This is a genomic window from Staphylococcus sp. TE8 (assembly GCF_000692055.1).
GTDB lineage: Bacteria > Bacillota > Bacilli > Staphylococcales > Staphylococcaceae > Staphylococcus > Staphylococcus capitis.
Genome location: NZ_JMGB01000001.1, coordinates 1,276,395 through 1,301,568, shown reverse-complemented (window position 1 = coordinate 1,301,568; position 25,174 = coordinate 1,276,395). Strand labels below are relative to the sequence as shown.

The 25,174-nt window shown below is 31.5% G+C and carries 23 protein-coding genes and 8 tRNA genes; 24 read left to right on the top strand and 7 right to left on the bottom strand.

The genetic code is table 11. The features are described 5' to 3' along the window. The first annotated feature begins 142 nt into the window (after window positions 1-142). A complete protein-coding gene (gene fumC / locus CM54_RS06185; RefSeq protein WP_023350047.1) occupies window positions 143-1,528 on the top strand; it encodes a class II fumarate hydratase in 1,386 nt (461 codons plus the stop codon). A gap of 97 nt (window positions 1,529-1,625) precedes the next feature. On the opposite strand, the gene CM54_RS06180 is transcribed toward fumC, so the two are convergent. Continuing rightward, entirely contained in the window at window positions 1,626-2,456 is an 831-nt protein-coding gene (locus tag CM54_RS06180; RefSeq protein ID WP_002434696.1) for an RluA family pseudouridine synthase, read from the bottom strand. Between the two features lie 175 nt (window positions 2,457-2,631). Between CM54_RS06180 and CM54_RS06175 the strand changes: the two genes are divergently transcribed. From CM54_RS06175 to CM54_RS06135, 9 genes are all read left to right on the top strand, one after another. After that, window positions 2,632-3,744 carry a GAF domain-containing sensor histidine kinase gene (locus CM54_RS06175; protein ID WP_037549760.1) on the top strand — a complete coding sequence of 371 codons (1,113 nt, stop codon included), beginning with the start codon at window positions 2,632-2,634 and terminating at the stop codon, window positions 3,742-3,744. A 19-nt stretch (window positions 3,745-3,763) separates the two neighbouring features. Next, window positions 3,764-4,387, top strand: a complete 624-nt coding sequence (locus CM54_RS06170) for a response regulator (protein WP_002434769.1) — start codon at window positions 3,764-3,766, stop codon at window positions 4,385-4,387. A gap of 249 nt (window positions 4,388-4,636) precedes the next feature. Beyond that, on the top strand, window positions 4,637-5,101 hold the full coding sequence (xdrA, locus tag CM54_RS06165) for an XRE family transcriptional regulator XdrA (protein WP_002434804.1): 465 nt from the start codon (window positions 4,637-4,639) through the stop codon (window positions 5,099-5,101). 220 nt (window positions 5,102-5,321) lie between these two features. After that, window positions 5,322-6,452, top strand: coding sequence for a DUF445 domain-containing protein (locus CM54_RS06160; RefSeq protein WP_023350051.1), 1,131 nt, complete (start codon window positions 5,322-5,324; stop codon window positions 6,450-6,452). 71 nt (window positions 6,453-6,523) lie between these two features. Then, on the top strand, window positions 6,524-6,868 hold the full coding sequence (locus CM54_RS06155) for a YlbF/YmcA family competence regulator (RefSeq protein WP_002434673.1): 345 nt from the start codon (window positions 6,524-6,526) through the stop codon (window positions 6,866-6,868). Window positions 6,869-7,272: 404 nt separating this feature from the next. After that, window positions 7,273-8,469, top strand: a complete 1,197-nt coding sequence (locus CM54_RS06150) for a metallophosphoesterase family protein (protein ID WP_002434873.1) — start codon at window positions 7,273-7,275, stop codon at window positions 8,467-8,469. Continuing rightward, complete coding sequence (locus CM54_RS06145) at window positions 8,459-11,398, top strand: ATP-binding protein (protein ID WP_037549758.1); 2,940 nt, start codon at window positions 8,459-8,461, stop codon at window positions 11,396-11,398. The genes CM54_RS06150 and CM54_RS06145 overlap by 11 nt, the downstream gene beginning before the upstream one ends. Further along, entirely contained in the window at window positions 11,395-12,336 is a 942-nt protein-coding gene (yhaM, locus tag CM54_RS06140) for a 3'-5' exoribonuclease YhaM (RefSeq protein ID WP_002434737.1), read from the top strand. The genes CM54_RS06145 and yhaM overlap by 4 nt, the downstream gene beginning before the upstream one ends. Window positions 12,337-12,526: 190 nt before the next feature. After that, window positions 12,527-12,631 carry a type I toxin-antitoxin system Fst family toxin gene (locus tag CM54_RS06135; RefSeq protein WP_030063529.1) on the top strand — a complete coding sequence of 35 codons (105 nt, stop codon included), beginning with the start codon at window positions 12,527-12,529 and terminating at the stop codon, window positions 12,629-12,631. 154 nt (window positions 12,632-12,785) lie between these two features. Here the strand turns inward: CM54_RS06135 and prsA are convergent, their stop codons facing one another. The 4 genes from prsA to CM54_RS06115 all read right to left on the bottom strand — a co-directional run bounded on the left by prsA (window position 12,786) and on the right by CM54_RS06115 (window position 15,625). After that, the gene (gene prsA / locus CM54_RS06130) at window positions 12,786-13,787 is read right to left on the bottom strand and encodes a peptidylprolyl isomerase PrsA (RefSeq protein ID WP_023350053.1); all 1,002 of its coding nucleotides are present in this window, start codon (window positions 13,785-13,787) and stop codon (window positions 12,786-12,788) included. 201 nt (window positions 13,788-13,988) lie between these two features. Beyond that, a complete protein-coding gene (locus tag CM54_RS06125; protein WP_002434864.1) occupies window positions 13,989-14,558 on the bottom strand; it encodes a DUF3267 domain-containing protein in 570 nt (189 codons plus the stop codon). 192 nt (window positions 14,559-14,750) lie between these two features. Next, a complete protein-coding gene (locus CM54_RS06120) occupies window positions 14,751-15,122 on the bottom strand; it encodes a YtxH domain-containing protein (RefSeq protein ID WP_002434824.1) in 372 nt (123 codons plus the stop codon). Between the two features lie 77 nt (window positions 15,123-15,199). After that, a complete protein-coding gene (locus tag CM54_RS06115) occupies window positions 15,200-15,625 on the bottom strand; it encodes an HIT family protein (RefSeq protein WP_037549755.1) in 426 nt (141 codons plus the stop codon). A gap of 132 nt (window positions 15,626-15,757) precedes the next feature. Here CM54_RS06115 and ecsA point away from each other — a divergent pair, with 132 nt between their 5' ends. Continuing rightward, complete coding sequence (ecsA, locus tag CM54_RS06110; protein WP_037549752.1) at window positions 15,758-16,498, top strand: ABC transporter ATP-binding protein EcsA; 741 nt, start codon at window positions 15,758-15,760, stop codon at window positions 16,496-16,498. Further along, entirely contained in the window at window positions 16,491-17,714 is a 1,224-nt protein-coding gene (ecsB, locus tag CM54_RS06105) for an ABC transporter permease EcsB (protein WP_037549749.1), read from the top strand. Before ecsA ends, ecsB begins: the two co-directional genes overlap by 8 nt. Window positions 17,715-17,764: 50 nt before the next feature. Here the strand turns inward: ecsB and traP are convergent, their stop codons facing one another. Continuing rightward, window positions 17,765-18,268, bottom strand: a complete 504-nt coding sequence (gene traP, locus CM54_RS06100) for a signal transduction protein TRAP (protein WP_002434692.1) — start codon at window positions 18,266-18,268, stop codon at window positions 17,765-17,767. A gap of 339 nt (window positions 18,269-18,607) precedes the next feature. Here traP and hemE point away from each other — a divergent pair, with 339 nt between their 5' ends. From hemE to CM54_RS06040, 12 genes are all read left to right on the top strand, one after another. Further along, entirely contained in the window at window positions 18,608-19,642 is a 1,035-nt protein-coding gene (hemE, locus tag CM54_RS06095; RefSeq protein WP_037549746.1) for a uroporphyrinogen decarboxylase, read from the top strand. Between the two features lie 75 nt (window positions 19,643-19,717). Next, on the top strand, window positions 19,718-20,641 hold the full coding sequence (hemH, locus tag CM54_RS06090; protein WP_002434744.1) for a ferrochelatase: 924 nt from the start codon (window positions 19,718-19,720) through the stop codon (window positions 20,639-20,641). Between the two features lie 141 nt (window positions 20,642-20,782). After that, complete coding sequence (gene hemY / locus CM54_RS06085; RefSeq protein ID WP_002434806.1) at window positions 20,783-22,177, top strand: protoporphyrinogen oxidase; 1,395 nt, start codon at window positions 20,783-20,785, stop codon at window positions 22,175-22,177. Window positions 22,178-22,325: 148 nt separating this feature from the next. Next, window positions 22,326-22,880 (top strand): RBBP9/YdeN family alpha/beta hydrolase, encoded by a 555-nt coding sequence (locus CM54_RS06080; protein ID WP_002434723.1) that lies wholly within the window; start codon window positions 22,326-22,328, stop codon window positions 22,878-22,880. A gap of 310 nt (window positions 22,881-23,190) precedes the next feature. Continuing rightward, window positions 23,191-23,264 (top strand) — tRNA-Met (locus CM54_RS06075). A 15-nt stretch (window positions 23,265-23,279) separates the two neighbouring features. Further along, window positions 23,280-23,355, top strand: a tRNA-Asp gene (locus tag CM54_RS06070). Window positions 23,356-23,365: 10 nt separating this feature from the next. Further along, window positions 23,366-23,438: transfer RNA gene (locus CM54_RS06065), tRNA-Phe, on the top strand. A 13-nt stretch (window positions 23,439-23,451) separates the two neighbouring features. Further along, window positions 23,452-23,527, top strand: a tRNA-His gene (locus tag CM54_RS06060). Between the two features lie 17 nt (window positions 23,528-23,544). Beyond that, window positions 23,545-23,618 (top strand) — tRNA-Gly (locus CM54_RS06055). A 9-nt stretch (window positions 23,619-23,627) separates the two neighbouring features. Then, window positions 23,628-23,702, top strand: a tRNA-Asn gene (locus CM54_RS06050). Between the two features lies 1 nt (window position 23,703). Next, a tRNA-Glu gene (locus tag CM54_RS06045) sits at window positions 23,704-23,775 on the top strand. Between the two features lie 59 nt (window positions 23,776-23,834). Further along, a tRNA-Ser gene (locus CM54_RS06040) sits at window positions 23,835-23,923 on the top strand. A 52-nt stretch (window positions 23,924-23,975) separates the two neighbouring features. Here CM54_RS06040 and CM54_RS06035 read toward each other — a convergent pair. Continuing rightward, window positions 23,976-25,025 (bottom strand): tyrosine-type recombinase/integrase, encoded by a 1,050-nt coding sequence (locus CM54_RS06035; RefSeq protein WP_030058906.1) that lies wholly within the window; start codon window positions 25,023-25,025, stop codon window positions 23,976-23,978. Between the last annotated feature and the right edge of the window lie 149 nt (window positions 25,026-25,174).

Genomic DNA, 25,174 nt, shown 5'->3' with positions numbered 1-25,174 from the left:
TTCCCTCATTACTTCTAATCACTTTAGAACATAATGAGGGTTTTAATATTTGAAATGAAAACGTTTCACCTCATCGTTGCCCATACAAATTAAATAGTGCTATACTACAATTAAATAAAGATGAATAAGGGGAGAGAAATGTATGTCAGTCAGAATTGAACATGATACTTTTGGAGAAATTGAAGTACCTGGAGATAAGTTTTGGGGTGCTCAAACTGAAAGAAGTAAACGTAATTTCCCAGTTGGTAAGGAACGCATGCCAATTGAAGTAGTTTATGGATTCGCTCAATTAAAAAGAGGGGCAGCGTTAGCTAACAATGAGTTAGGAAAGTTAAGTGATGAGAAAAAAGATGCCATAGTATATGCATGTGATCGCATTCTAAAAGGGGAGCTAGACGAACATTTTCCATTAGTAGTTTGGCAAACAGGAAGCGGCACTCAAAGTAATATGAACGTAAATGAAGTCGTAAGCTATGTAGCTAATGAGTATCTTAAAGAACATAATAGTGATGAAACGATTCATCCTAACGATGACGTAAATAAATCACAAAGCTCTAATGATACATTCCCAACAGCAATGCACGTTGCTTTATATCATGAAGTTGAAACAAAATTAGAACCAGCGCTTAAGAATCTGCGTAATACTTTAAAAGAAAAAGAAGATCAATATCAATCAATTATTAAAATTGGACGTACACATTTACAAGATGCAACCCCAATTAAATTAGGCCAAGAAATTAGTGGTTGGCGATATATGTTAGATAAATGTGAAGAACTTTTAAGTGAATCTAAGAAACATATCCTTAGTTTAGCTATCGGTGGCACAGCAGTGGGAACTGGAATAAATGCTCATCCAGAGTTTGGAGCTAAAGTAGCTAAATTTATTTCAGATAACACAGGGTATGCCTTTGTTTCATCTGATAATAAATTCCATGCTTTAACTGCACATGATGAAGTAGTTCAATTACATGGTACATTGAAAGCATTAGCAGGCGATTTAATGAAAATTGCAAACGATGTAAGATGGTTAGCTTCAGGTCCAAGAGCAGGTTTAGCAGAAATTTCTATTCCTGAAAATGAACCTGGTTCATCTATTATGCCTGGTAAAGTTAATCCAACACAATGTGAAATGTTAACTATGGTCGCAGTACAAGTTATGGGTAATGATACTGCAGTTGGTTTTGCAAGTTCACAAGGTAACTTCGAATTAAATGTATTCAAACCAGTTATTCTTCATAATACTTTACAATCAATTTATCTATTAGCTGACGGTATGCAAACATTTAATGATAATTGTGCAGTAGGTATTGAGCCGATTGAAGAAAATATCGACAATTACTTAAATCAATCATTAATGTTAGTTACAGCATTAAACCCACATATAGGTTACGAAAAAGCGGCTCAGATTGCTAAAAAGGCGCATAAAGAGGGATTAACTCTTAAAGAGTCAGCTATAAATAGCGGATATGTTACTGAAGAACAATTTGAAGAATGGATTAAACCAGAAGACATGGTTGACCCTCACTAATTAAATCTATGATAAAAGCGAGAGGCGTATTGAATAATACGTCTCTCGCTTATTTAATATTACATATTATTGAGCCTCTATCTGTTCCATAGTAGACTTATGCCTTTTTATCATCCAAGCTTACCGAAACCAACTCACGTGTTAATGGATGAATCAATTCAATTTTATGACTATTAAGTTCTAATTTACGCAATGTTGAATCACCATATAATGGATCACCAATTACAGGGTGACCGATTTCTGCTAAATGTACGCGTATTTGATGCGTACGACCTGTATCAAGTTTAATATCAAGTTGACATATACCTTCTTTAATCATCTCAGAATTTAAAATATGAGTGATTGCTCGTTGTCCTGTATTTGAAATTCTACGCTTATTAGGATGGAATTTGTCTTTACCAATAGGCATATCTATTGTTTGAGGTTTGATTGGTAACAATGCTTTAACGTTAGCTTTGTAAATACGAGTAATCTCATTTTCTTCTAACATTCGATCTAAGATTTTTTTCATAATTGGATTCTTAGCAACAATAAGTAAACCCACTGTTTCTTGGTCTAAACGATGAATAGGTTCGACATATTCACTGTCAACTGTGTAAATTACATGATTCATAAGTGTATTACTCTCTTTTAAATCATTTGGATGAGTTTTAACACCTTTAGGCTTCATCACTATCGCAAAGTCATCATCTTCATAATAAACCTGTGCGTAACGATAACTAGGTAAATAATTACTTTTTTCCTCTGGTGTAGGTATGAACACCGAATCACCGGTTCTCACTACATCAGTTAATTTAGCAGATTGATTATTGATTGTTATATCTTTTGACATATTAAGTTGATGTAAGTCTTTTTTAGGGAGATTGAGATTTTGAAATATCTCTCTTAAAGATTTCTCAGTGTATTGTTCAGGTATCGTAAATTTCATAATATCCTCCTATAGTTCATTATTATCATAACACAAATTAATTACTCTCTATATCATGTTTATTTTTGAAAATGAATTTTCAAACACTTATCAATTGTGTATTTAATTACATTTTCAAAATAAAGCTAAGGCATGTATAATATAAATATTATTGATATAGTATTGGGGCGATAAAATGGAGAAGCCAACAAGACTTGCATTACTAAAAGAAATAGCTGAATTTCTTAATGAAGAAACAGAGATGTATAGCATGATGCAAGGAGGACTACGTTATCTTATTAATGGTAGTAACTTCACGACTGGATGGATATTTTTTATCAATGAGGAGGGGAACCATGAACTCGTTTCCTCAGTAGACCTCCCTGGTGCATTATCTAAAAAAGATTGTCATTATATGACTAACGGATCATGTTGGTGTGTCAAAGCATATAATAATAAAAAATTAACTAAAGCGTCCAATATTATAAATTGTTCAAGAATTAATTTAGCTAATCGTGCATATCAAGAAGAAACAGATGATATTACGCATCATGCAACTGTGCCACTGCGTTCTGGAGAGGAACAATTTGGACTACTTAACGTTGCTTCACCAAATAAAAAACATTATAGCGAGCAAGATTTAGAATTACTAGAATCTGTAGCATTTCAAATAGGTTCGGCGATAAAACGTATATTATTGACAGATAGAGAAAAGGAAGCGGCTAAGATTAATGAGCGCAACCGTTTAGCTCGAGATCTGCATGATTCTGTTAATCAAATGTTATTCTCGTTAAAACTTACTGCTCATGCTGCCCAAGGAATGGCATCGGATGATTTTTCTAAAAATGCATTTAAAACTATAGAAGAAACGAGTCAAAATGCTGTTAATGAAATGAGAGCATTGATTTGGCAATTAAAGCCTGTAGGACTAGAGCACGGATTAATTCACGCTTTAAATAACTATAGTGATGTTTTAAATCTAAATTTAGACGTCCATGTTGATGGCTTAATCAATTTAACTAATCATGTAGAAGAAAATATTTATCGTATGATACAAGAGGCGATGAATAATGTCAGAAAGCATGCCGATACTAATGAAGTCTCATTAAATCTAACGCAAAGACAGGATAATCTCATTATTGAAATTATAGATTTAGGAAAGGGATTTAACTTGCATGAAGTAAATGTTAATGCTTCAAGTGGTATCAATAATCTTAAACAACGGACACATACATTGAATGGTAAATTAGATATTCAATCACAATTGAATAAAGGTACTACCATTACAATAAATATACCTTTAAAGTAATAAAAAAAGGAGAACGATTATGCATAAAGTAGTACTAGTAGATGATCATCATATCGTACGCCAAGGATTAGAGTTTTTACTTTCAACAGTTGATGATTTAGAAGTAGTCAAGGGTTTTTCTGATGGCAAAACATTTCTATCATATATAGAGCAACATCATCTGCCTGATATTGTGTTGCTCGATTTAGTGATGCCAGAAATGAATGGAATTGAAATTACTGAAGTTTTAAAAAGACAATATCCTCAAGTCAAAGTTTTAGTTTTAACGAGCTATGTAGATGATGAACATGTGATATCAGCTATAGACAAAGGTGCAGATGGTTACGAAATGAAAGACGTAGAACCACAAAAATTGATTGAAACAATTCATAAAGTTTTAAATGGTGAACGTATCATTCATCCTGAAGCTAAAAGTGTGATTGAAACAGTATCTAAAAAGCCTCATTTTACTAATAAATTATCTAAAAGAGAAGTTGAAGTATTGAGAGAGATGGTTAAAGGCAAGACAAATAAAGAAATTGCTCAAACATTATTTGTATCTGAAAAGACTATTAAAACACATGTAAGTCACATATTTAATAAATTACAAGTTACGGATAGAACACAAGCTGCTATTTATGCTATGGAAAATAAATTAATATAAATGTGCCAAACGCAATTATATAAAATAAATATACATATTTTAAATTTAATTAGTCAAAATGTCGTTAAATGTAAATATTTAACTATTTTGATAATTTTGCCTTTAATAAAATAGTTAGAAAAACGCATTTCTCTCTTTTATTTTTATTAAAAATATATTAAGATGTAATTTGTGTTTCAAGAAATGTGTATTATTGCAATTTCTTGTGTCCGGATAAAATATTTCCAATTAGAAAGGTAGATAAATAGAATGGATAGACAGAGTTTCACAGATTTAATTCAAACAAAATTTAAAATGGTACGTATTGAAGCGGGCTATACTCAAGATACAATGGCTCAAACAATCGGACTTTCTAAAAAAACATTAGTACAAATTGAAAAAGAAAGAGTCTTACCTAACTGGACGACTTGTGTCTCAATTTGCGCGTTATTTAGAGATTCAGATGTACTCAATAGCACATTTGGTTGCGACCCATTAGAAATCGTTCAAACTATTTCTAGAAATCATTGTGCTTACCCTAATCATGCTACTACAAGTGATATTTATTGGAATACAATCGAAACGCGTAATGGATTTATTTTACAAAGTAATAAAGTAAGTAACATTTACCGAGTATTAAATGCAGATAAGCAACCAATCTTCGGGACTTCTAAAATGAGAGAGGCTGAAACTTACTTTAATAGAAATGCTAAAGAAGAATTACTACATGTATAATTAAAAGTGATAGTAGAATCTTATAATGATTTAATCACTTATTTCAGATGTATTGTCTTAATTAAACAAAATTATTTTTCTACTTAACGATGAAATTCATTTTTGATTTTCATCGTTTTATTTTTAGTAATTTGTATTTATAAGTTTTAAAAGAATGAAGTTAGGTTAATTGATGTTATAATCTAACCACAATTTCAAATTTAAATAGGGAGTTAACAATATGCACGCTTTTTTAGTGATTGCTTTTATGATGATTATAGGGGCTATAATAGGTGGTATAACAAATGTTATAGCGATACGTATGTTATTTCATCCATTTAAACCATATTATATATTTAAAATGAGAATTCCATTCACTCCAGGTTTAATTCCAAAAAGACGTGGAGAAATAGCTGAGAAAATAGGTCAAGTTATCGAAGATCATTTAATTACTGAAGAAATGATTCGTCATAAGTTAAATCAACCACAATCTCAAGATGCGATTCAAGACTTAGTTCTTACTCAAATACAAAAGCTTAAATCTCAAGATGCAACAATTGAAAATTTTGCTCAAGCATTAGACATTAATGTAACTGATTTATTAAATAATAAGGTAAAAACAACTTTGAATGACAAACTTATAAACTTTTATCAACAACATAAGCAAGAGGCATTAACAGCATGTTTGCCAGAGCAATTGTTTGTTTTAGCAGATGATAAAGTAGAAGAATTAGCTGATTTATTATGCGAGAGAGCTAGAAAATATTTGAATTCTGACAAAGGTTCACACGATATATATGAAATGTTAGATACCTTCTTTCAGGAAAAAGGAAAAATTGTAGGTCTTCTACAAATGTTCATGACTAAAGAAAGCATCGCAGAACGTATTCAACACGAACTTATTCGATTGACTCAACATCCGAAAGCACGTGTAATTATTAATAAGATCATTCGCAATGAATATGAGACACTTAAGAATAAGCATTTAGAAGAATTAGTTAGTGATGAGCAATTTGAATCTATTTCTAAATCCACGACAGATCTTTTAATCTCATATATTGATCTTAATGGTAAAGCTCGTTTACCAATATATGAACTTGCACCTCAGTTTATTCACTTCCTTGAAAATGAAGCAGCTACTAAAATTACTCAAGTCATTGTTCATAATATTTCACGACATCTTACCAATATAATGAAAAAGATTAATTTGCGACAACTAGTAGAAGATCAAATTAATACATTTGACTTAGATTACATTGAAAAGTTAATTATAGAAATTGCTAATAAAGAATTAAAATTGATTATGTCACTAGGATTTTTACTTGGAGGAATTATTGGTTTCTTCCAAGGTGTAATTGCAATCTTTGTCTAAAGGTGACATATATGTTAAAGTTATTTGTGAGTGGTTAAAACACAAATTAACTCAAAGGAGTGCAAACAACTATGGCAGTAAATTTATACGATTATGCAAATCAATTAGAACAAGCTTTAAGAGACAGTGAAGAATATAAAGCTATTAAAGATGCATTTGCTAAAGTTAAAGAAAACGAAGAATCAAAAAAATTATTCGACGAATTCCGTGAAACTCAAATTAGTTTCCAACAAAAACAAATGCAAGGTGAAGAAATTCCTGAAGAGGATTTACAAAAAGCTCAAGAACAAGCTCAAGCTATCGAAAAAGATGAAAATATCTCTGAATTAATGAATGCTGAGCAAAAAATGAGCCAAGTATTCCAAGAAATTAACCAAATCATCGTAAAACCATTAGATGAAATTTACGCTGACTAAATTTAATACTTTTCTATAAAAGTGAGAAATCATTTTAAATTTTGAATGTCTACAAAGTTACAGACTTTGTAGACATTTTTTATACATTTGTACCTTAGAATACTCTCGTTTACAAATTTATAAACGAGTTCAAAGGTGATACTTTAAAATTTGTATTAACGTCATAGTTTTGAGTAGGTATAAATTTAAAATGAATGTCTTGGTTTGTCGTCGACTGGACTCAAAGTGTTATGGTAAAATAATTTAATATAAAGTAAAGTTATTTTTCATGATACATAGCTTATTAATATATAGTCATTAGTCTGTCTTAATATCAATATTTATAATTTTTATCAACAAATGAAGTATATTCAAATTGCATTATTTCTTTTAACTTTACGGCTTTTATAAGGAGAATTAAACTTATGGTTAAATTTATACACTGTGCTGATTTACACTTAGACAGTCCCTTCAAATCTAAAAGTCATTTAAGCCCTAAAATATTTGAAGATGTACAAAAAAGTGCCTATGAAAGTTTTAAAAATATAGTAGATTTGGCATTAAAAAAAGAAGTAGATTTCATTATCATTGCTGGGGATTTATTCGATAATGAGAATAGAACATTACGTGCGGAAGTCTTTTTAAAAGAACAGTTTGAAAGATTACGTAAAGAACAAGTATTTGTATATGTATGTCATGGTAATCATGATCCTCTATCTTCAAAGATATCTTCAAATTGGCCAAACAACGTTTCAGTTTTCTCAAATCAAGTAGAAACGTATCAAGCGATTACTAAAGATGGGGAAACAATTTTTATACATGGCTTTAGTTATCAAAATGATACAAGTTATGAAAATAAAATTGATGCTTATCCATCAAGCCAAGGTCAAAAAGGGATACATATTGGTGTTTTACATGGCACGTATAGTAAATCCTCAGTCAAAGACCGTTATACAGAATTTAGGTTAGAAGACTTAAATAGTCGATTATACCACTATTGGGCGTTAGGTCATATACATGAACGTGAACAACTCAGTGATATGCCAGTAATTAACTATCCCGGTAATATTCAAGGTAGACATTTTAATGAATTAGGTGAAAAAGGTTGTTTATTAATTGAAGGAGATCATCTTAATTTAACAACACAATTTTATCCTACTCAATTTATTAAATTTGAGGAAGCAACCATTGATACTAATCATACGTCTAAACAAGAGCTATACGAAGATATACAGTCATTCAAAGATAAAGTAAGACCTGAAGGTAAAGCTTTCTATAGATTAAATGTACGCGTAAATAGTGAAGATTTTATTGCACCACAAGACTTGGTTCAAGTTAAAGAGATGATTACAGAGTATGAAGAAAATGAAAATCAGTTTGTGTTTATAGAAGATTTAAATATTAAATATGTTCAAAATGATGAATCACCTCTTGTAAATGAGTTCTCCTCAGATTTGTTGGAAGACACATCGGTCTTTGATTCTGCTATGACGGATTTATACTTAAATCCTCGTGCATCTAAATTCTTAGATGATTATACAGAATTTGATAAAACCGAATTAATTAATCATGCTGAAAGTCTTTTAAAAGATGATATGAGAGGTGAACAAAATGATAATTAAATCACTAGAAATTTATGGATACGGTCAATTTGTTCAACGTAAGATAGACTTTAATAAAGGTTTTACTGAAATTTTTGGTGAAAATGAAGCAGGAAAATCAACGATTCAAGCATTTATACATTCAATTTTATTCGGTTTTCCTACTAAAAAATCTAGAGAACCTCGTTTGGAACCTAGATTAGGAAATCAATATGGTGGTAAATTAGCTTTAATATTTGACGATGGTACTGAAGCTGAAGTTGAGAGAATTAAAGGTAGCGCTCAAGGTGATGTCAAAGTTTACCTCTCAGATGGTTCTATACGGGATGAGTCATGGCTAAATAAAAAACTCAATTACATTACAAAGAAAACGTATCAAGGTATATTCTCTTTCAACGTTTTAGGGTTACAAGATATTCACCGTAATTTAGATGAAAAACAATTACAAGATTACTTATTACAAGCAGGCGCTTTAGGTTCAACTGAATTCACTAGCATGAGAGATACCATAGGACAAAAGAAAGAAGAATTGTATAAAAAGTCTGGTAAAAATCCAATTATTAACCAACAAATCGAACAACTTAAGCACCTTGAAAGCCAGATACGTGAAGAAGAAAGTAAATTAGACACATATCATCGCTTAGTAGATGAGAGAGATAAATCTTCTCGCAGATTAGAACATTTAAAACAAAATTTAAATCAGTTATCCAAGATGCATGAAGCTAAACAAAAAGAGGTTGCACTGCATGATCAAACGCAAGAATGGAAAGGATTAGAACAAGTTCTAAATATCGAACCTCTAAAATTTCCTGAAAAAGGTATAGACCGTTATGAGACTGCTAAGTCGTTTCAACAATCACTTGAAAAGGATATTGGTCTTAAAGAAGAACGTTTAGCTCAACTTAAGCAAGAAGCTAAAAATATCTTTCCAGTAGAACCTAAAGATATAGATGCAATTAATTCCTTATATCAACAAGAAAATGAAATTAAACAAAAGGAATATGAGTTGCGTTCAGTTGAAAAAGATATCTCTGATAAACAAAGAGAACAAGTAAGTTTACAAAACACTATTGGGTGGAATGAACCACATCATGAAGTAGATAGTTCTGAAGCTATGAAAAGTCATGTAAGTGAGCAAATTCGTGGTAAGCAAGAACAAAATGCTTATATTTTACAACTAGAACGTGGTCTTGAAGATAATAAAATTGAACGTAATTCAAATAGTAATGAACTTGATCAACTAGAGAATGAATTAGTTCCTGAGGAAACTTTTGAAAAGAAAAAGGAATATTCACAGCAGGTATTAGAATTACACGAAAAAGAAAACTTATATGAAAAATTAAAAGAATCATTTGAAGAAGAACAAATTCGTAAAAATCAACGTCAAAAATTACTTAGACTTGCATTTATTGCTTTAGCTATCATAGGTGCGGCATTAACTGTATTTTCATTTGTAACGACTAACATGATTTTTGGTATTGTCTTTGCGATTCTAACCGTCATCTTTATTGTAGGTATCTTCTTAGCAAAAACTAAAGATGTTGATTATGGTGTAGCAATGAACCAAGAAATTAATGACTTGGAAAGTCAACTTGAACATTTAGAAAGCAACTACAATTTAGATTTTGATTTAGATCATCAACATCGCATTCGTGAGCAATGGCAAAATGCTATTAAAGCAAAAGAAATGTTAGATGAAAAGAATGCATATTTAAATAAATCAATGGATGAGGCGCAACATCGTTTAGATTCATTATCAGATAATATTAACAACGTGAAGAAAGAATTATATTTATCTCCTAAGATATCTGATGAACTTATCGTTGAAAGTATTACCTCAATGAGTAATATTAAGTCTCATGATAATTACGTCAAAGAGTTGAATCATAAGCGTAGTCAACTTATGGATGAAATTAATCAATTTTATAAACACGCTAAAGACGTAACGAGTCCACATTTTAGTCATTTTAATACAATGTCGTTCTTCCACGATGTTAATCAATGGCTAAAAAATGCTAAAGACAATAACGATAATTGGCATAAGAATCAAGAAGAAACACAGTTATTAACAAATGAGCTCAAGCATCTTAAATCACGCTTAAGTGAAAATAAAAATATCATCAAAGAGCTATTTGATTTCGTCAATGTTGAAGATGAGGAAAGTTATTATTCACATCATCAAGATTACGAAACGTATCATAGTAACTTAAATAGATTTAATGATTTAACTCAATACTTAGAGAACCAAAATTACTCATATGAAATGAGTTCTAAATTAAGTGAAAAAACAACCGCTCAATTAGACGAAGAAGATGATACATTAGCGAGACAAGTAGATCAATATAACGATCAATATTTAAATATGCAAGCTGAAGTCAGTGATTTAACTGCTCAAATTAATCATATGGAAACAGATTCGACACTTGCACAATTAAGACATGAATATTACAGTTTAAAAAATAGACTAAATGATATCGCTAAAGATTGGGCAAGCTTAAGTTATCTTCAAAATTTAGTAGAAGAACATATTAAGCAAATCAAAGATAAGCGTTTACCACAAGTTATCCAAGAAGCTGTATCTATATTCAAGTATCTTACAAATGGTGCATATACAATGATTAATTATACTGAAGATGATTCAATTCATGTCAAACATGATAATGGACAAGTTTTCGAACCTGTTGAACTAAGTCAATCTACAAAAGAATTATTGTATGTTGCTCTTAGAATTAGTTTAATTAAAGTATTAAAACCGTACTATCCATTCCCAATTATTGTGGATGACGCATTTGTTCATTTTGACAAACATAGAAAAGAAAGAATGTTAAATTATTTAAGAGAATTATCTCAAAATTATCAAGTGCTTTACTTTACATGCACTAAAGATAATATTATCCCTTCAAAAGAAATGATTATTCTTAATAAACTAGAGGAAGGCGGGAAAAAATGAGAAATGTAGAAAATTTAAATCCCGGCGATTCAGTTGATCACTTTTTCTTAATTCATCGTGCAACTCAGGGTGTCACTGCTCAAGGTAAAGATTACATGACACTTTACCTCCAAGATAAAAGTGGTGATATAGAAGCGAAATTATGGACTGCAACGAAAGAGGATATGCAGAACCTTAAACCTGAAGAAATTGTTCATGTCAAAGGCGATGTGATTAATTATCGTGGTCGTAAACAGATGAAAGTTAATCAAGTGCGTTTAGCTAAACCTGAAGACAATTTATCAACTAAAGATTTTGTTGATGGAGCACCTATGACGCCTGATGAAATTAAAGAAGCGCTTTCGCATTTTATGTTAGATATTGAAAACGCAAATTTACAACGTATAACGCGTCATTTAATAAAGAAATATCAAGACCGTTTCTTTACGTATCCAGCAGCAAGTTCACATCATCATAATTTTGCAAGCGGTCTAAGCTATCACGTTTTAACTATGTTACGTATTGCTAAGTCAATCTGTGATATTTATCCGCTATTAAATAGAAGCTTATTATATAGTGCGATTATTTTACATGACTTAGGAAAGGTCAGAGAGTTAAGTGGACCAGTTGCAACGACTTATACTGTCGAAGGTAATTTGCTAGGCCATATTTCAATTGCTAGTGATGAAGTAGCTGAATCGGCTAAAGAATTAGGTATTGAAGGTGAAGAAGTGATGTTATTAAGACATATGATCTTAGCACACCACGGTAAAATGGAATTCGGGTCACCTAAACTACCTCATTTGAAAGAAGCTGAAATTTTATTCTTTATTGATAATATTGATGCAAAAATGAACATGTTTGAGAAAGCATTTAAGAAAACGGATAAAGGTCAATTTACTGAACGCATTTTTGGTTTAGAAAATCGCCAATTCTATAATCCTACAAGTTTAGATTAAATATTTTTAGTGCAAAGCTATCTTTGTAAAGTTGCTACAGAGTCGGGATTGATTCAAGTGGTATTATGATACAACGGGCTTTGCACTTTTTTATATTCAAATTTAATTAGCTAAAGTTCAGTGTTATAATAAATAGGTCGCCTATCTTCTCTTCTCAGGCGTCAATATGACAAGGGAAGGAGGTGCATATATGTTATTTGATATCTTTGTACACATCATGGCCACGGCAACCAGTGGTTGTATCGTTGCTTTATTCGCGCATTGGCTACGCACTCGCAACGATAAACGTAAATAGGCGACAACTAAAATAAGCCACACCAAAAAATCCCCTCACTACTGCCATAGTGAGGGGATTTGGTGCATATATGCTTGATATCCTTGTTAATTGTATTATAACACTTTCTATATAAAATGCAAAACTTATATCAATCACATCAATGAGTTATTGATTATGACCCACTACTTGTTAAACCTGCAGAGCCTGAACCAGAGGCACCACCTTGTGAAGATTGCTGTTGCTGCTGTTGTTGTTTAATTTTATCTGGATCTAAAATTGAATTTTCAACAGCTTTTTTAATATCTCTATCTTTGTAATCTACTTTATAATCATCTAATAAATCTTTATAAGCATCTGTTAACAATTTAGGTTTTTTCTGTACTTTTTGTTCAATAATTTTTTCTTTAAGGTTGGATTTTTCTTTATTAAAGTCATTTTCTTTATCAGCTTTAATGATATGATAACCATAATCAGTTTTAACTACTTTAGAAACTTGACCTTCTTTTAATTTAAATAGCGCTTTTTCGAAGCTATCTACCATTTGTCCTTTAATTACATAACCTAATGAACCATCTTTCTTAGCTGAAGAACTATCCATAGATTCTTTTTTAGCGATTTCGCCAAATTTACTAGGATTTTTTTCTACTTCTTTTTGGATTTTTTCAGCTTTTTCTTTTGCTTTTTTATCTGAAAGACCTTCTTTATCACTAGATTTAGATTTTACTTTTATTAAAATATGAGAAGCTTTTTTAGAATTATCTTTAATATCTTTATCAGAGACTTTCACTTTATCTAGTAATAATTGTTTTTGATAAGCAGAAAGTTTTTTCTGTTCTTTATAATCATCTAATGACATACCTTGCTGTTTCAGCATGCTTTCAAATTGATCTTTACCGCCATATTGTTTTTCTTCTTTCTTAATATCTTCATCAACGTCTTTAGTATCGACTTTATCTTTGTATTTATCAGCTAAGATTTTATTTAAAACAATGTTAAATGAAGTATTAGCAATTTGTTCATTTCCGATTTTCTTCATCACGTCAGCGACTTTTACATCTCCTGCTTTAGAAGAAATCAATGTATTATCTTTAGATTCTGTTGCATTTGAGCCACAAGCACCAAGTAACAGCGCGCTAGCGGTCACGGGAACAATAATTTTATTCATCAATTTCATAAGTTGATAGCTCCTTTATGTATTAATCATCGTAAATATAACATATTATTTAGAGACTACCAATTAGAAACCCCCGTCCTAAGACTATAGTATGACTAGGATGGGGGGAGTTGATTAAATATTATATATTTTAATTTTGCATATTTTATTAATATTTATGAAAACTAAATACAATTACGCAAAAGATGGTAATACTCATAACTAGAGCGATGTTCTAGTTGATTTAGGATTATTCACTTTGTTTAAAATATGTAGACCAGATTGATGTTCTTCTACATAGTGACCATCATTTGAGAAAAGTAAGATTTTCAAATATAAAATATCCATCATAGAGAAGCCAATATTTAATGATAATAAAAACATAAAATAATGACCATATTGCGGTAGATGAATGCTTAACAGAACAAAAATGCCAGTTAATAATAATATGGGTAAAATTAAATTTATACAAAAATATACTTTATGGACAGGCGTATTAACATACGTATTAAAATATGGCAGCCATTTCTTTTTAACTAGTTTATGAACTCTAAAAGATTTATAAAATGGCAAAAAGAAAACAAGGTGCATGATTTTATGAATGGGATACATTAAAATTATAAAGATTAATAAAATGATAAAATGTCGATCTGATAAAGGAGTATCAGAGAAATAGTACATAATTTCATAGCTTACTAAAAAGGTAATAATAGTTGCTACTATACTCATGAAAGCAATTCTTTGAATTCCAAATCTTGCGTGTATATCAATTTGTCGAGTGCATAAATACATAGTGTAAGCCTCATCTCTGTGTTAATGTTCGATACGTATTATCTACGTGTTCACAGGAATAGTCAAGGGGCAGTTTAATTTACAAAAAAGAAGTTGATAAAGTCATTAATGAAGCTAGTGTTAAAATGTCTATAAGAAATTATGATTAAGTAAAATAAAAAAGCTATGGCATCATGCCATAGCTTTTTTATTTTACTTATCTTTAGAGAAAGCGTTGCTTATATCTTCTCCACGGTTTTGTAAATTTTCAATATGAGTTTGGAGCTTTTCAATATTAGGGTTAATATCAGATTTAAAGTTACCAATTAACTCTTTAAACTCATCTCCAATTGAACTACCATATTCAACACTTTCATTCTTAATTTGAGAACCATAATTAAGAATATCATTAAATGTTTGTTTCATAGTTTCAATTTCTCGTTCAAGTTCAGATTGTGCTCCTGTAGGTTGGCTCGCATCAATTGTATTATGTTTGACACTATGGTCGTCACGATTTCTTAATGCTACTGCAAATCCTGCTGCAGCACCTACACCTAAGCCAAATAATATTCTTGTGACTTTCATTTTTTATTCTCCTCACTTTATATGTCGGATATTTGTATTATTTTTATCATACCCAGTATAACAAGGAATATGCACGATTAATCAAATTGTGCTTGAATTTGTTCAGCAATTTCTTTTTTAGCGTCGTCATTAATTGTATCTTCATGCGTTTCCCACTTATATCCAAAGCCATCGATATCATTTTCATATCTTGGGATAAGATGGAAGTGAAGATGAAATACAGACTGATCTGCAAACTCTCCATTATTTTGAATGATATTTAATCCATCAGGGTTAAAAGCGGCTTTAATAGCATGGGCTACCTTAGGTAAAGCCACTCCAATATGTTTCATTGTTTCTTCATCAGTCTCAAAAATATTAGCCGAAACTTTTTTAGGAACTAATAATGTGTGACCTTTCGTCACTTGTGAAATATCTAGAAAGGCATAAACGTAGTCATTTTCATAAATTTTAAAGCTTGGAATTTCTCCAGAAATAATTTTACTGAAAATAGTTTCTGACATAACAATGACACTCCTCTTTATCATTTGTTAGTCATTATTATAGCATTACTCAATTTAAAACAACATGATAGCAATGATTATTTTAGGTTAAAACATTATTTTTTGGTACAATAGTTTGCATGGAGGTGCCTTATGACAGTAAAAGTTGAACATCTTACAGGCGGATATGGAAAACGTCCTGTAATCAAAGATATAAATTTTGAATTAAAAAAAGGCGAAATTGTTGGTTTAATTGGTCTTAACGGTGCAGGAAAAAGTACAACAATTAAACATATGTTAGGACTTCTTAATCCAATGAAAGGTTCATTATCCATTTCTGATACAAATATTAATGATGACATTGAAGTATATAGAAGAAAATTATCATATATTCCAGAAGCACCAGTGATTTATGAAGAACTTACATTAGAAGAGCATATAGAGATGACTGCTATGGCCTACCAACTAAGTAGGGAAGAGGCAATGCGTCGTGCTGAGCCACTTTTAAAAGTATTTCGTTTACAAAATGAATTAAAAGTCTTTCCAAGTCATTTCTCAAAAGGAATGAAACAAAAGGTCATGATCATTTGTGCTTTCATCGTTGATCCAGAATTGTATATCATCGATGAGCCATTCTTAGGTCTCGATCCTTTGGGAATACAATCAATGCTTGATTTAATGGTTGAAAAGAAAAACGAAAATCGAACTGTCTTAATGAGTACACATATACTTGCTACAGCGGAACGTTACTGTGATAGATTTATTATTTTAGATCAAGGGAAAGTTGTTGCGTTTGGTAACTTAGATGAACTACGTGAACAAACAGGTCTGTATGATAGAACCTTAGATGATATTTATATACATGTTACACAAGGTGGCAATGCCAATGAATAATCAATCATTATCTCTGTTTAATCGGAGATATAAAGCGATTCGTAAAGAAAAAAGTTACTATAACAAATTCATTTTTAATGGTCATTTCACGGTGTTTTTACTTATATTGTTAGGTGCATTTATTTTTGGATATGGTGAATGGCTACAACATATACCACAACATATTGATTATGCACTATTTGCAAGTATTGCTGTAGCATTAGTTTCATTATTTCCAATTCGAACACTTTTAAAAGATGCAGATAAAATTTTTCTATTACCATTTGAGAAACATATGAAAGATTATATGCAAGTAAGTTTAATATATAGTTATAGTTCAAGAATTTTTTTACAAGTCATACTTCTTATTATACTATTTCCTTTATTTTATAAATTAAATGATAACCATTTTGCATTTTATATTGTATTTGCTATAAGTGCTATCATTTTTCCTTATTTAGGATTACTTGTTAAATGGCAGTGGTTAAAGCTAAATCTTTCAAGTTGGACAATTAATTTATTATTATTTGTACTATTTGGTATAACATTTTATTTAATTTTAAGATTTCATAATTACTTTGCTATTATATTTATTTTCATCGTAGGGGTATTGTTATTGATTTTAAAATTGAATAGCAAAAAGCAATTATTTCCTTGGGAGAGAATGATAGCGATTGAGCAACAAAAACATACGAATTATTATAAATTTGTAAATATGTTTACTGATGTGAAACATTTAAGAGAGTCAGCAGTACGTAGAAGTTATTTAGATTTCATATTACCCACACCAAAAGGTAACAAGTTTAATGAAAATCGTATGTACTTATTCTTATTTGTAAGAAGCTTTGTAAGAGGACGAGACGCGTTTAGTATCATTCTTCGGTTAGTGATTATAGCACTCGTTTTAATGTTATGGTTATCAAATCCAATCGTATCTCTGATTATAGGAAGCTTATTTATGTATATTACATTATTACAAATGGCTCAGTTCTATACTCAACAAGCATATGGTTTATGGCCACAAGTATGGCCAGTCCCTGATACGAAAGTTATCAAAGGATATGAACAATTTTTATACCGATTAATGATCGGTGTAGGTATTATCTTTACAATAGTATTTGTTATAAAACATCCTACATTGTTCTTCTTTGCTTTACTTTTCTTTATTGTAGGGTGGTTAACAATAAGAAGTACCATTAAAAAGTTAAAATATCAGGAAACTTTATTAAGAGACTAAAAAAGTTCTTAGCGTTCAATACAATACGCTAAGAACTTTTTATTTTGATATTAGTTTTCATCAATTGGATACAAGTATCTCTCAAAATAGCTTGAATGTTGGCCACTTGCTCCAAAGAATTGACTTAAAGCTACCTTAGAAAAATTATCATTAAATAATTCTGAAGCCTTGAAGTCTTCATAGGCAGTGCGATTTGCGAAGCCAAAGTATATTTTATAAGTATTCCCTTCTAAAGGTTTTAATAATCGATAACTTTTGAATCCAGCGAATGAATCAAAAGGTGCGCCTAAGTGCAATAATTTTTTCTCTAGTTGATTACTATGATCTTCTGAAGAGGGAATGAACAAAGCACAGTAGAAATGATTTTCGTTAAATTCTCCAACTTGGTAGAGTACATTGTAAGAACTAGGATGTTTTAAAACTGACTTATCTTCAGTTTCTTCTAAAATGACTGATGTATCGGAAGCAGAAAACTGAAATAGGTCATGATCTGGATTATTCAATTTAATTTGATTTAAGAATCCATATGTCCCATAAGATGTATATAAATTCATGATACAAACCTCCCTTGTTTTGTCTTATTATACGATTATAAAATTCCTTTTGCTACTGCAAAAGTTCAGATTTTCTAATTAAAAGTAATAGAATTCATCCTAAATTTACAAATTTAACTAAAAATAAAATTAAATATATAATTTAACGTTATTAGAATATCTAGGAATTACTTACCCGTTTTTTAATAAAAATAAAGTATATTTTTAAAGTTTATAAAGCTAGGTTTTATAAATAAAAGTACTATGTCTTTTTTATGACATTTAAGCATAATAAAATACGAAATTGTATACAATATGCTATTATAGATAAGAATGATTTTAATGTAGGAGGACGCTAGGGTGCATAGTAAAAACGATACGATATTAAAGACAATAAAAGGTGAATCAACGTCACACACTCCAGTTTGGTTTATGAGACAAGCAGGACGTTCTCAACCTGAGTATCGCAAACTTAAAGAAAAATATTCACTTTTTGAAATTACGCATCAACCAGAATTATGTGCGTATGTTACGCATTTACCAGTAGATAATTACAATACTGATGCGGCTGTTCTTTATAAGGATATTATGACACCTTTAAAACCCATAGGTGTAGATGTAGAAATTAAATCTGGTATTGGACCAGTGATTTCAAACCCTATTAAGTCAGTACAAGATGTTGAAAAATTATCTCAGATAGATCCTAAAAGAGATGTACCTTATGTTTTAGAAACAATCAAATTGCTTACAGAGGAAAAATTAAATGTACCGTTGATTGGTTTTACAGGTGCGCCGTTCACATTAGCATCTTATATGATTGAGGGAGGTCCTTCTAAAAATTATAATTTTACTAAAGCCATGATGTATGGAGACGAACCTACATGGTTTGCACTAATGGACCATCTTGTAAATGTGTCAATCACATATGTAGTCGCTCAAATTGAGGCTGGTGCTGAATTAATACAAATCTTTGATTCTTGGGTAGGAGCACTAAACGTCCAAGACTATAATTATTATATCAAGCCAGCTATGAAGAAATTAGTGAGTGGTATCAAAGCTCATTATGATGTACCTGTGATACTTTTCGGGGTAGGCGCAAGTCATTTAATTAATGAATGGAATGATTTACCTATTGATGTTTTAGGTCTAGATTGGAGAACATCTATTAATCAGGCTGATCAAATGGGAGTAAACAAGACACTACAAGGTAATCTCGACCCTTCATTATTATTAGCACCATGGGATGTTATCGAATCACGACTAAAAGATATTCTTGATCAAGGAATGGCGCGTGGCAAGCATATATTTAACTTAGGTCACGGTGTATTTCCGGAAGTTCAACCTGAGACATTAAGAAAAGTGAGTGAATTTGTTCATAACTATACTCAAAAATAGTTCTTTCGAAGATTTGGTGTCGCTCCAAACCTAAATAAAGTAACGATAACTATCAATTAAAGGAAGGTTTTATCAATGAGTAAAACAATTGGATTATTAGTGATGGCGTACGGTACACCATACAAAGAGAGTGATATCGAGCCTTATTATACTGATATTAGACACGGTAAAAGACCAACTGAAGAAGAACTACAAGATTTAAAACAACGCTATGAATTTATCGGAGGGTTATCACCTTTAGCAGGAACAACAGATCGACAAGCTGAGGCATTAACTAAAGCTTTAAATGAAACGTATGACAATGTTGAATTTAAATTATATTTAGGATTAAAACATATCTCTCCTTATATTGAAGAAGCCGTAGAAAAAATGCATAAAGATGGCATTGATGAAGCTGTAACAGTTGTGCTCGCGCCACACTATTCAAGTTTTTCAGTAGGTTCTTATGATAATCGCGCACAAGAAGAAGCAGATAAATATGGCATTAAATTGACTCATATTAAACATTATTATCACCAACCAAAATTTATTAAATATTGGACAGATAAAATTAATGAAACGTTAAATCAAATTCCTGAAGAAGAGCACGATGAAACAGTTTTAATCGTTTCAGCACATAGTTTACCTAAAGGTCTGATTGAGCGTAATAATGATCCATATCCTAAAGAATTGCATGAAACAGCTCAAATTCTTAAACAAGACTCCAATATTGTTCATGTAGCAGAAGGTTGGCAATCTGAAGGAAACACCGGTACACCTTGGTTAGGACCTGATGTTCAAGATCTTACGCGAGAATTATATCAAGAACATCATTTCAAAAACTTTATTTATACACCAGTAGGATTTGTTTGTGAGCATTTAGAAGTGCTCTATGACAATGACTACGAATGTAAAGTAGTATGTGATGAAATTGGTGCTAAATACTATCGTCCTGAAATGCCTAATACAAACCCGCTATTTATAGGAGCAATTGTTGACGAAATTAAAGCTCATTTTTAAAATTAAGTTAAAGCATTAATAAAGTGATGACAGAATTCCTCCAGTATAACGGGGGAATTCATTTTTTGAGAGAAATAAATTAAAAAATTTGATACATTTTCATGATAGATTCAGGTGGAATTGAAAGGAAGCGTGAAAAAGTTGAGTAAAAAAATTGCGATTATCGGCGCAGGTATTACTGGTTTATCGAGTGCGTATTTTATAAAAAAACAAGATCCAACTATAGAAGTAACGATATTTGAAGCCTCTAATCGTCCCGGAGGTAAAATTCAAACATATCGACATGAAGGGTATACTATTGAGTTAGGTCCAGAATCCTATCTAGGACGTAAAACTATCATGACAGATATGGCTAAAGATATTGGTCTAGAAAATGACTTAATTACTAATACTACGGGTCAATCGTATATATACGCTAAAAATAAATTATTTCCTATACCAGGCGGCTCTATTATGGGCATTCCAACAGATATAAAGCCATTTATTAAAACGAAGCTTATTTCTCCAATTGGTAAATTAAGAGCTGGAATGGACTTGTTTAAGAAACCGATTCAAATCGAGGATGATATTTCTGTCGGCGACTTTTTTAGAAAAAGACTAGGTGATGAAGTATTAGAAAATCTCATTGAACCTTTAATGGGTGGCATATATGGTACTAATATTGATGAATTAAGTTTAATGAGTACATTTCCAAACTTTAAAGAAAAAGAAGAACAATTTGGCAGTTTGATTAAAGGAATGAAAGATGAGAAAGAACAACGTATTAAACATCGTCAACTATACCCAGGGGCACCTAAAGGACAATTTAAACAGTTTAGACATGGTTTAAGTTCATTTATTGAAGCATTGGCAGAAAATGTTCAGAATAAGGGAGTAAATATTCGTTACAATACTCAAGTACGTGACATTAAAGTTTCTCAGAAAGATTATGAAATTTTACTCGAAGATAGTAGTGAAACATTTGATGGGGTACTTGTTACTACACCACAACAAGTATTTATGAAATGGTTTAGCCATGATCCTGCCTTTGATTACTTTAATAAGATGGACTCGACTACTGTTGCAACAGTGGTTATGGCTTTTGATGAAAAGAATATAGAGAATACGTATGATGGTACTGGATTCGTTATAGCTAGAACGAGTCAAACAGATATTACAGCTTGTACTTGGACTTCGAAAAAATGGCCGTTTACTACACCTGAAGGTAAAGTATTAATTAGAGCTTATGTAGGTAAACCAGGCGACACTGTAGTAGATGACCATACTGATGATGAAATTGTATCAATTGTTCGTAAAGATTTAAGGAAAATGATGACATTCAAGGGTGATCCTGACTTTACGATAGTGAATCGTTTGCCTAAAAGTATGCCTCAATATCACGTAGGGCATATAAAAAATATCAAGATAATTCAACAACATATAAAGAATACTTATCCTAGATTAAGAATTACTGGAGCACCTTTTGAAGCGGTAGGTTTACCTGATTGTATTCAACAAGGAAAAAATGCTGTTGAAGAAATTTTAGAAGAAATTTAGATGATGTAAAACACTTTAATGAGAATGGTATGATTTAAATCTAAGAAGCGGTGAGATAGATAAATCATTTGAATATCATTTCTTTTTAAAGTGTTTTTATTTTAAAATAAGAATTAAATGAATCAATCGTTGAATGAGGTGTTGAAAAATGACTGACGTGATTATAATCCATTCAAAATATGGGAATGCCACAAATCATTGGTATGAGTGGTTAAAGCATAATTTAACTTTAGAAGGTTATCATGTGACGTTGTTTAATTTAGAGGCAGATGATCATGCAAAAATTGATGAATGGGTAAGACAAATGAAAGAACAAATTGAAATTCGTAAATATGATACTTATTTTGTAACCCATGGTTTTGGTACGATAGCTGCACTAAAATATATTGAGGGGACTCATCATCATATTGAAGGATTGTTTAGTATTGCAGGTTTCAAAGAAGATGCCCATGATATTGATGAGAATGTCAACTTAGAGGGCATATCAATAGATTATGAAAAAGTTAAATCTCAAGTCGATCATTTTTACGGACTTACATCTAAAGATGATAAATATGTTTCTTATAAAGAGACTAAAAGGTTGATGGATACGTTGGAAGGTAAGATTCGAATAGTCGATGAAGGTGGACACTTTTTAGAGGATGAAGGTTTTAAAACATTTACTTCTTTACAATCTAGAATGCAAGGTTACATGACTAAGTAAGTATATATCTAAAGGTAGAGCACAAGTTGTTTAATAGGTGATTATCAAGGTATCTCATATATCTTTTAGTAAAGAATAATATAAAAAGATATATGAGGTTAATTTTTACACAATTTAATTTCAAAACAATATTGACGAAATGTATTGGAGTTTATATACTAATAAAGTACTTAATTAAAGCGTCATTCATCTCAATTATTGCAAATAGGTTTGAAGTTGAAATGAACAAAATGTTAATTTTCTTTAAAAAAGTATTGACATTGTAAAGAAGAAAATGGTAAGATTATAAGGTAGTCAAAAATAATATTAGCGCGGGATGGAGCAGTTCGGTAGCTCGTCGGGCTCATAACCCGAAGGTCGGTGGTTCAAATCCGCCTCCCGCAATACATAATTTTAATAGGTCTCGTAGTGTAGCGGTTAACACGCCTGCCTGTCACGCAGGAGATCGCGGGTTCGATTCCCGTCGAGACCGCCATTACTATTATGGTTCAGTAGCTCAGTTGGTAGAGCAATGGATTGAAGCTCCATGTGTCGGCAGTTCGACTCTGTCCTGAACCATTCGCTATTTTTGGCGGTTGTGGCGAAGTGGTTAACGCATCGGATTGTGGTTCCGACATTCGAGGGTTCGATTCCCTTCAACCGCCCCATAATCGTATTATACTACGCGGGTGTAGTTTAATGGCAAAACCTCAGCCTTCCAAGCTGATGTTGTGGGTTCGATTCCCATCACCCGCTCCATTTTATTAATCCACAGTAGCTCAGTGGTAGAGCTATCGGCTGTTAACCGATCGGTCGTAGGTTCGAATCCTACCTGTGGAGCCATGGCTCCTTGGTCAAGCGGTTAAGACACCGCCCTTTCACGGCGGTAACACGGGTTCGAGTCCCGTAGGAGTCATACAAACAGAAGTGAAATATCGCTTCTGTTTTTTTATATCTTAAATAAAATTCAATAGTGGAGAGTTGTCCGAGTTGGCCGAAGGAGCACGCCTGGAAAGTGTGTAGGCGTCACAAGCGTCTCGAGGGTTCGAATCCCTCACTCTCCGTACTAAACCCTTGATATGACAGGGTTTTGAGAGAGCAAGTGTCAAATATGTGTCAAGAGAATAATTCTCTGACACGTTGACCTTGCTCTTTTTTATGTTCTTCTAATAAATGAGAATACGTGTCTAATGTTTGTGATATAGTAGCGTGCCCTAAACGTTTACTTATATATTCAATTGGTATTCCTTTAGATAATAAATAAGAAGTGTGTGTATGTCTAAGTGAATAGGGTGTGATGTTATTATCGTTTAATCCAATTACTTGTTTAGTGTGGTTAAAAGCGTTGCTTATGGCTGTATGACTAACGTTAAACAACTTACCATTAATACGACGAGGCAATTTTGATAATTTTGTATTAATATGTGTAATATCTTTTGGATTAACTTCAACATCTCGTTTTGAATTTTTCGTTTTTGTTCCTGGAAGATGAACGACTCCAGGCGCTTTATTTAAATCTTTGTACGTCATGTTGATCACATCACTATATCTCGCACCGGTTATCGATAATATATATAGAAATATATAACTCTCTTCATTTCTTGATTTAAAATAATCCATCATTGCTAAATAATCTTTAATAGTTATATATTTAAATTTTTCATCTTTCGCATTTTCAGTTCCATTAACAGTCACATTATAAGTAGGGTCTTTCCTTAAATAACCATCATAAACTGCATCTCTAATACATCTCATTAAGCATCCGTGTACTTTTCTTACTGTTTCATCTGTACGCCCTTTACCGTAGCTATTTAAAAACTTCTGATATTCTGTTCGAGTAATATTTTTCACTAACATGTGTTCTCCGAAGTGTTCGGTAAATAACTTGATAGCTCTTTCATACCAATAAAATTGTTTGGTAGATAACTGTTTCTTATTTTTAATTTCAATCCAGTCATTATAATAATCAACAAACCTTTTACTTTCTTCTATGTGGTTTCCATCTTCTAAATCTCTAATTAATTGTTGCGCTGCATTAGTGGCTTCTGCTTTAGTTTTGAATCCAGATTTACGTTTCTTCCCCGATTTTAAACTAGGGTGTTTAACGTCGTACTGCCACGATGAACTTGTTTTATTTTTACGTTTATTAACTGTAAATGTTGCCATTTTGCCTATTCCTCCTCAAAAAAGGTAAAAAAATAATAAGGGTACTAGGTACCCTAGAAAAACGGTATTAATAGTTTCAAGCTATTAACAAAATACATACCTATAATTTCATGTTATAATAAAGTCAACAGGATATCGGGCGCTCGTGG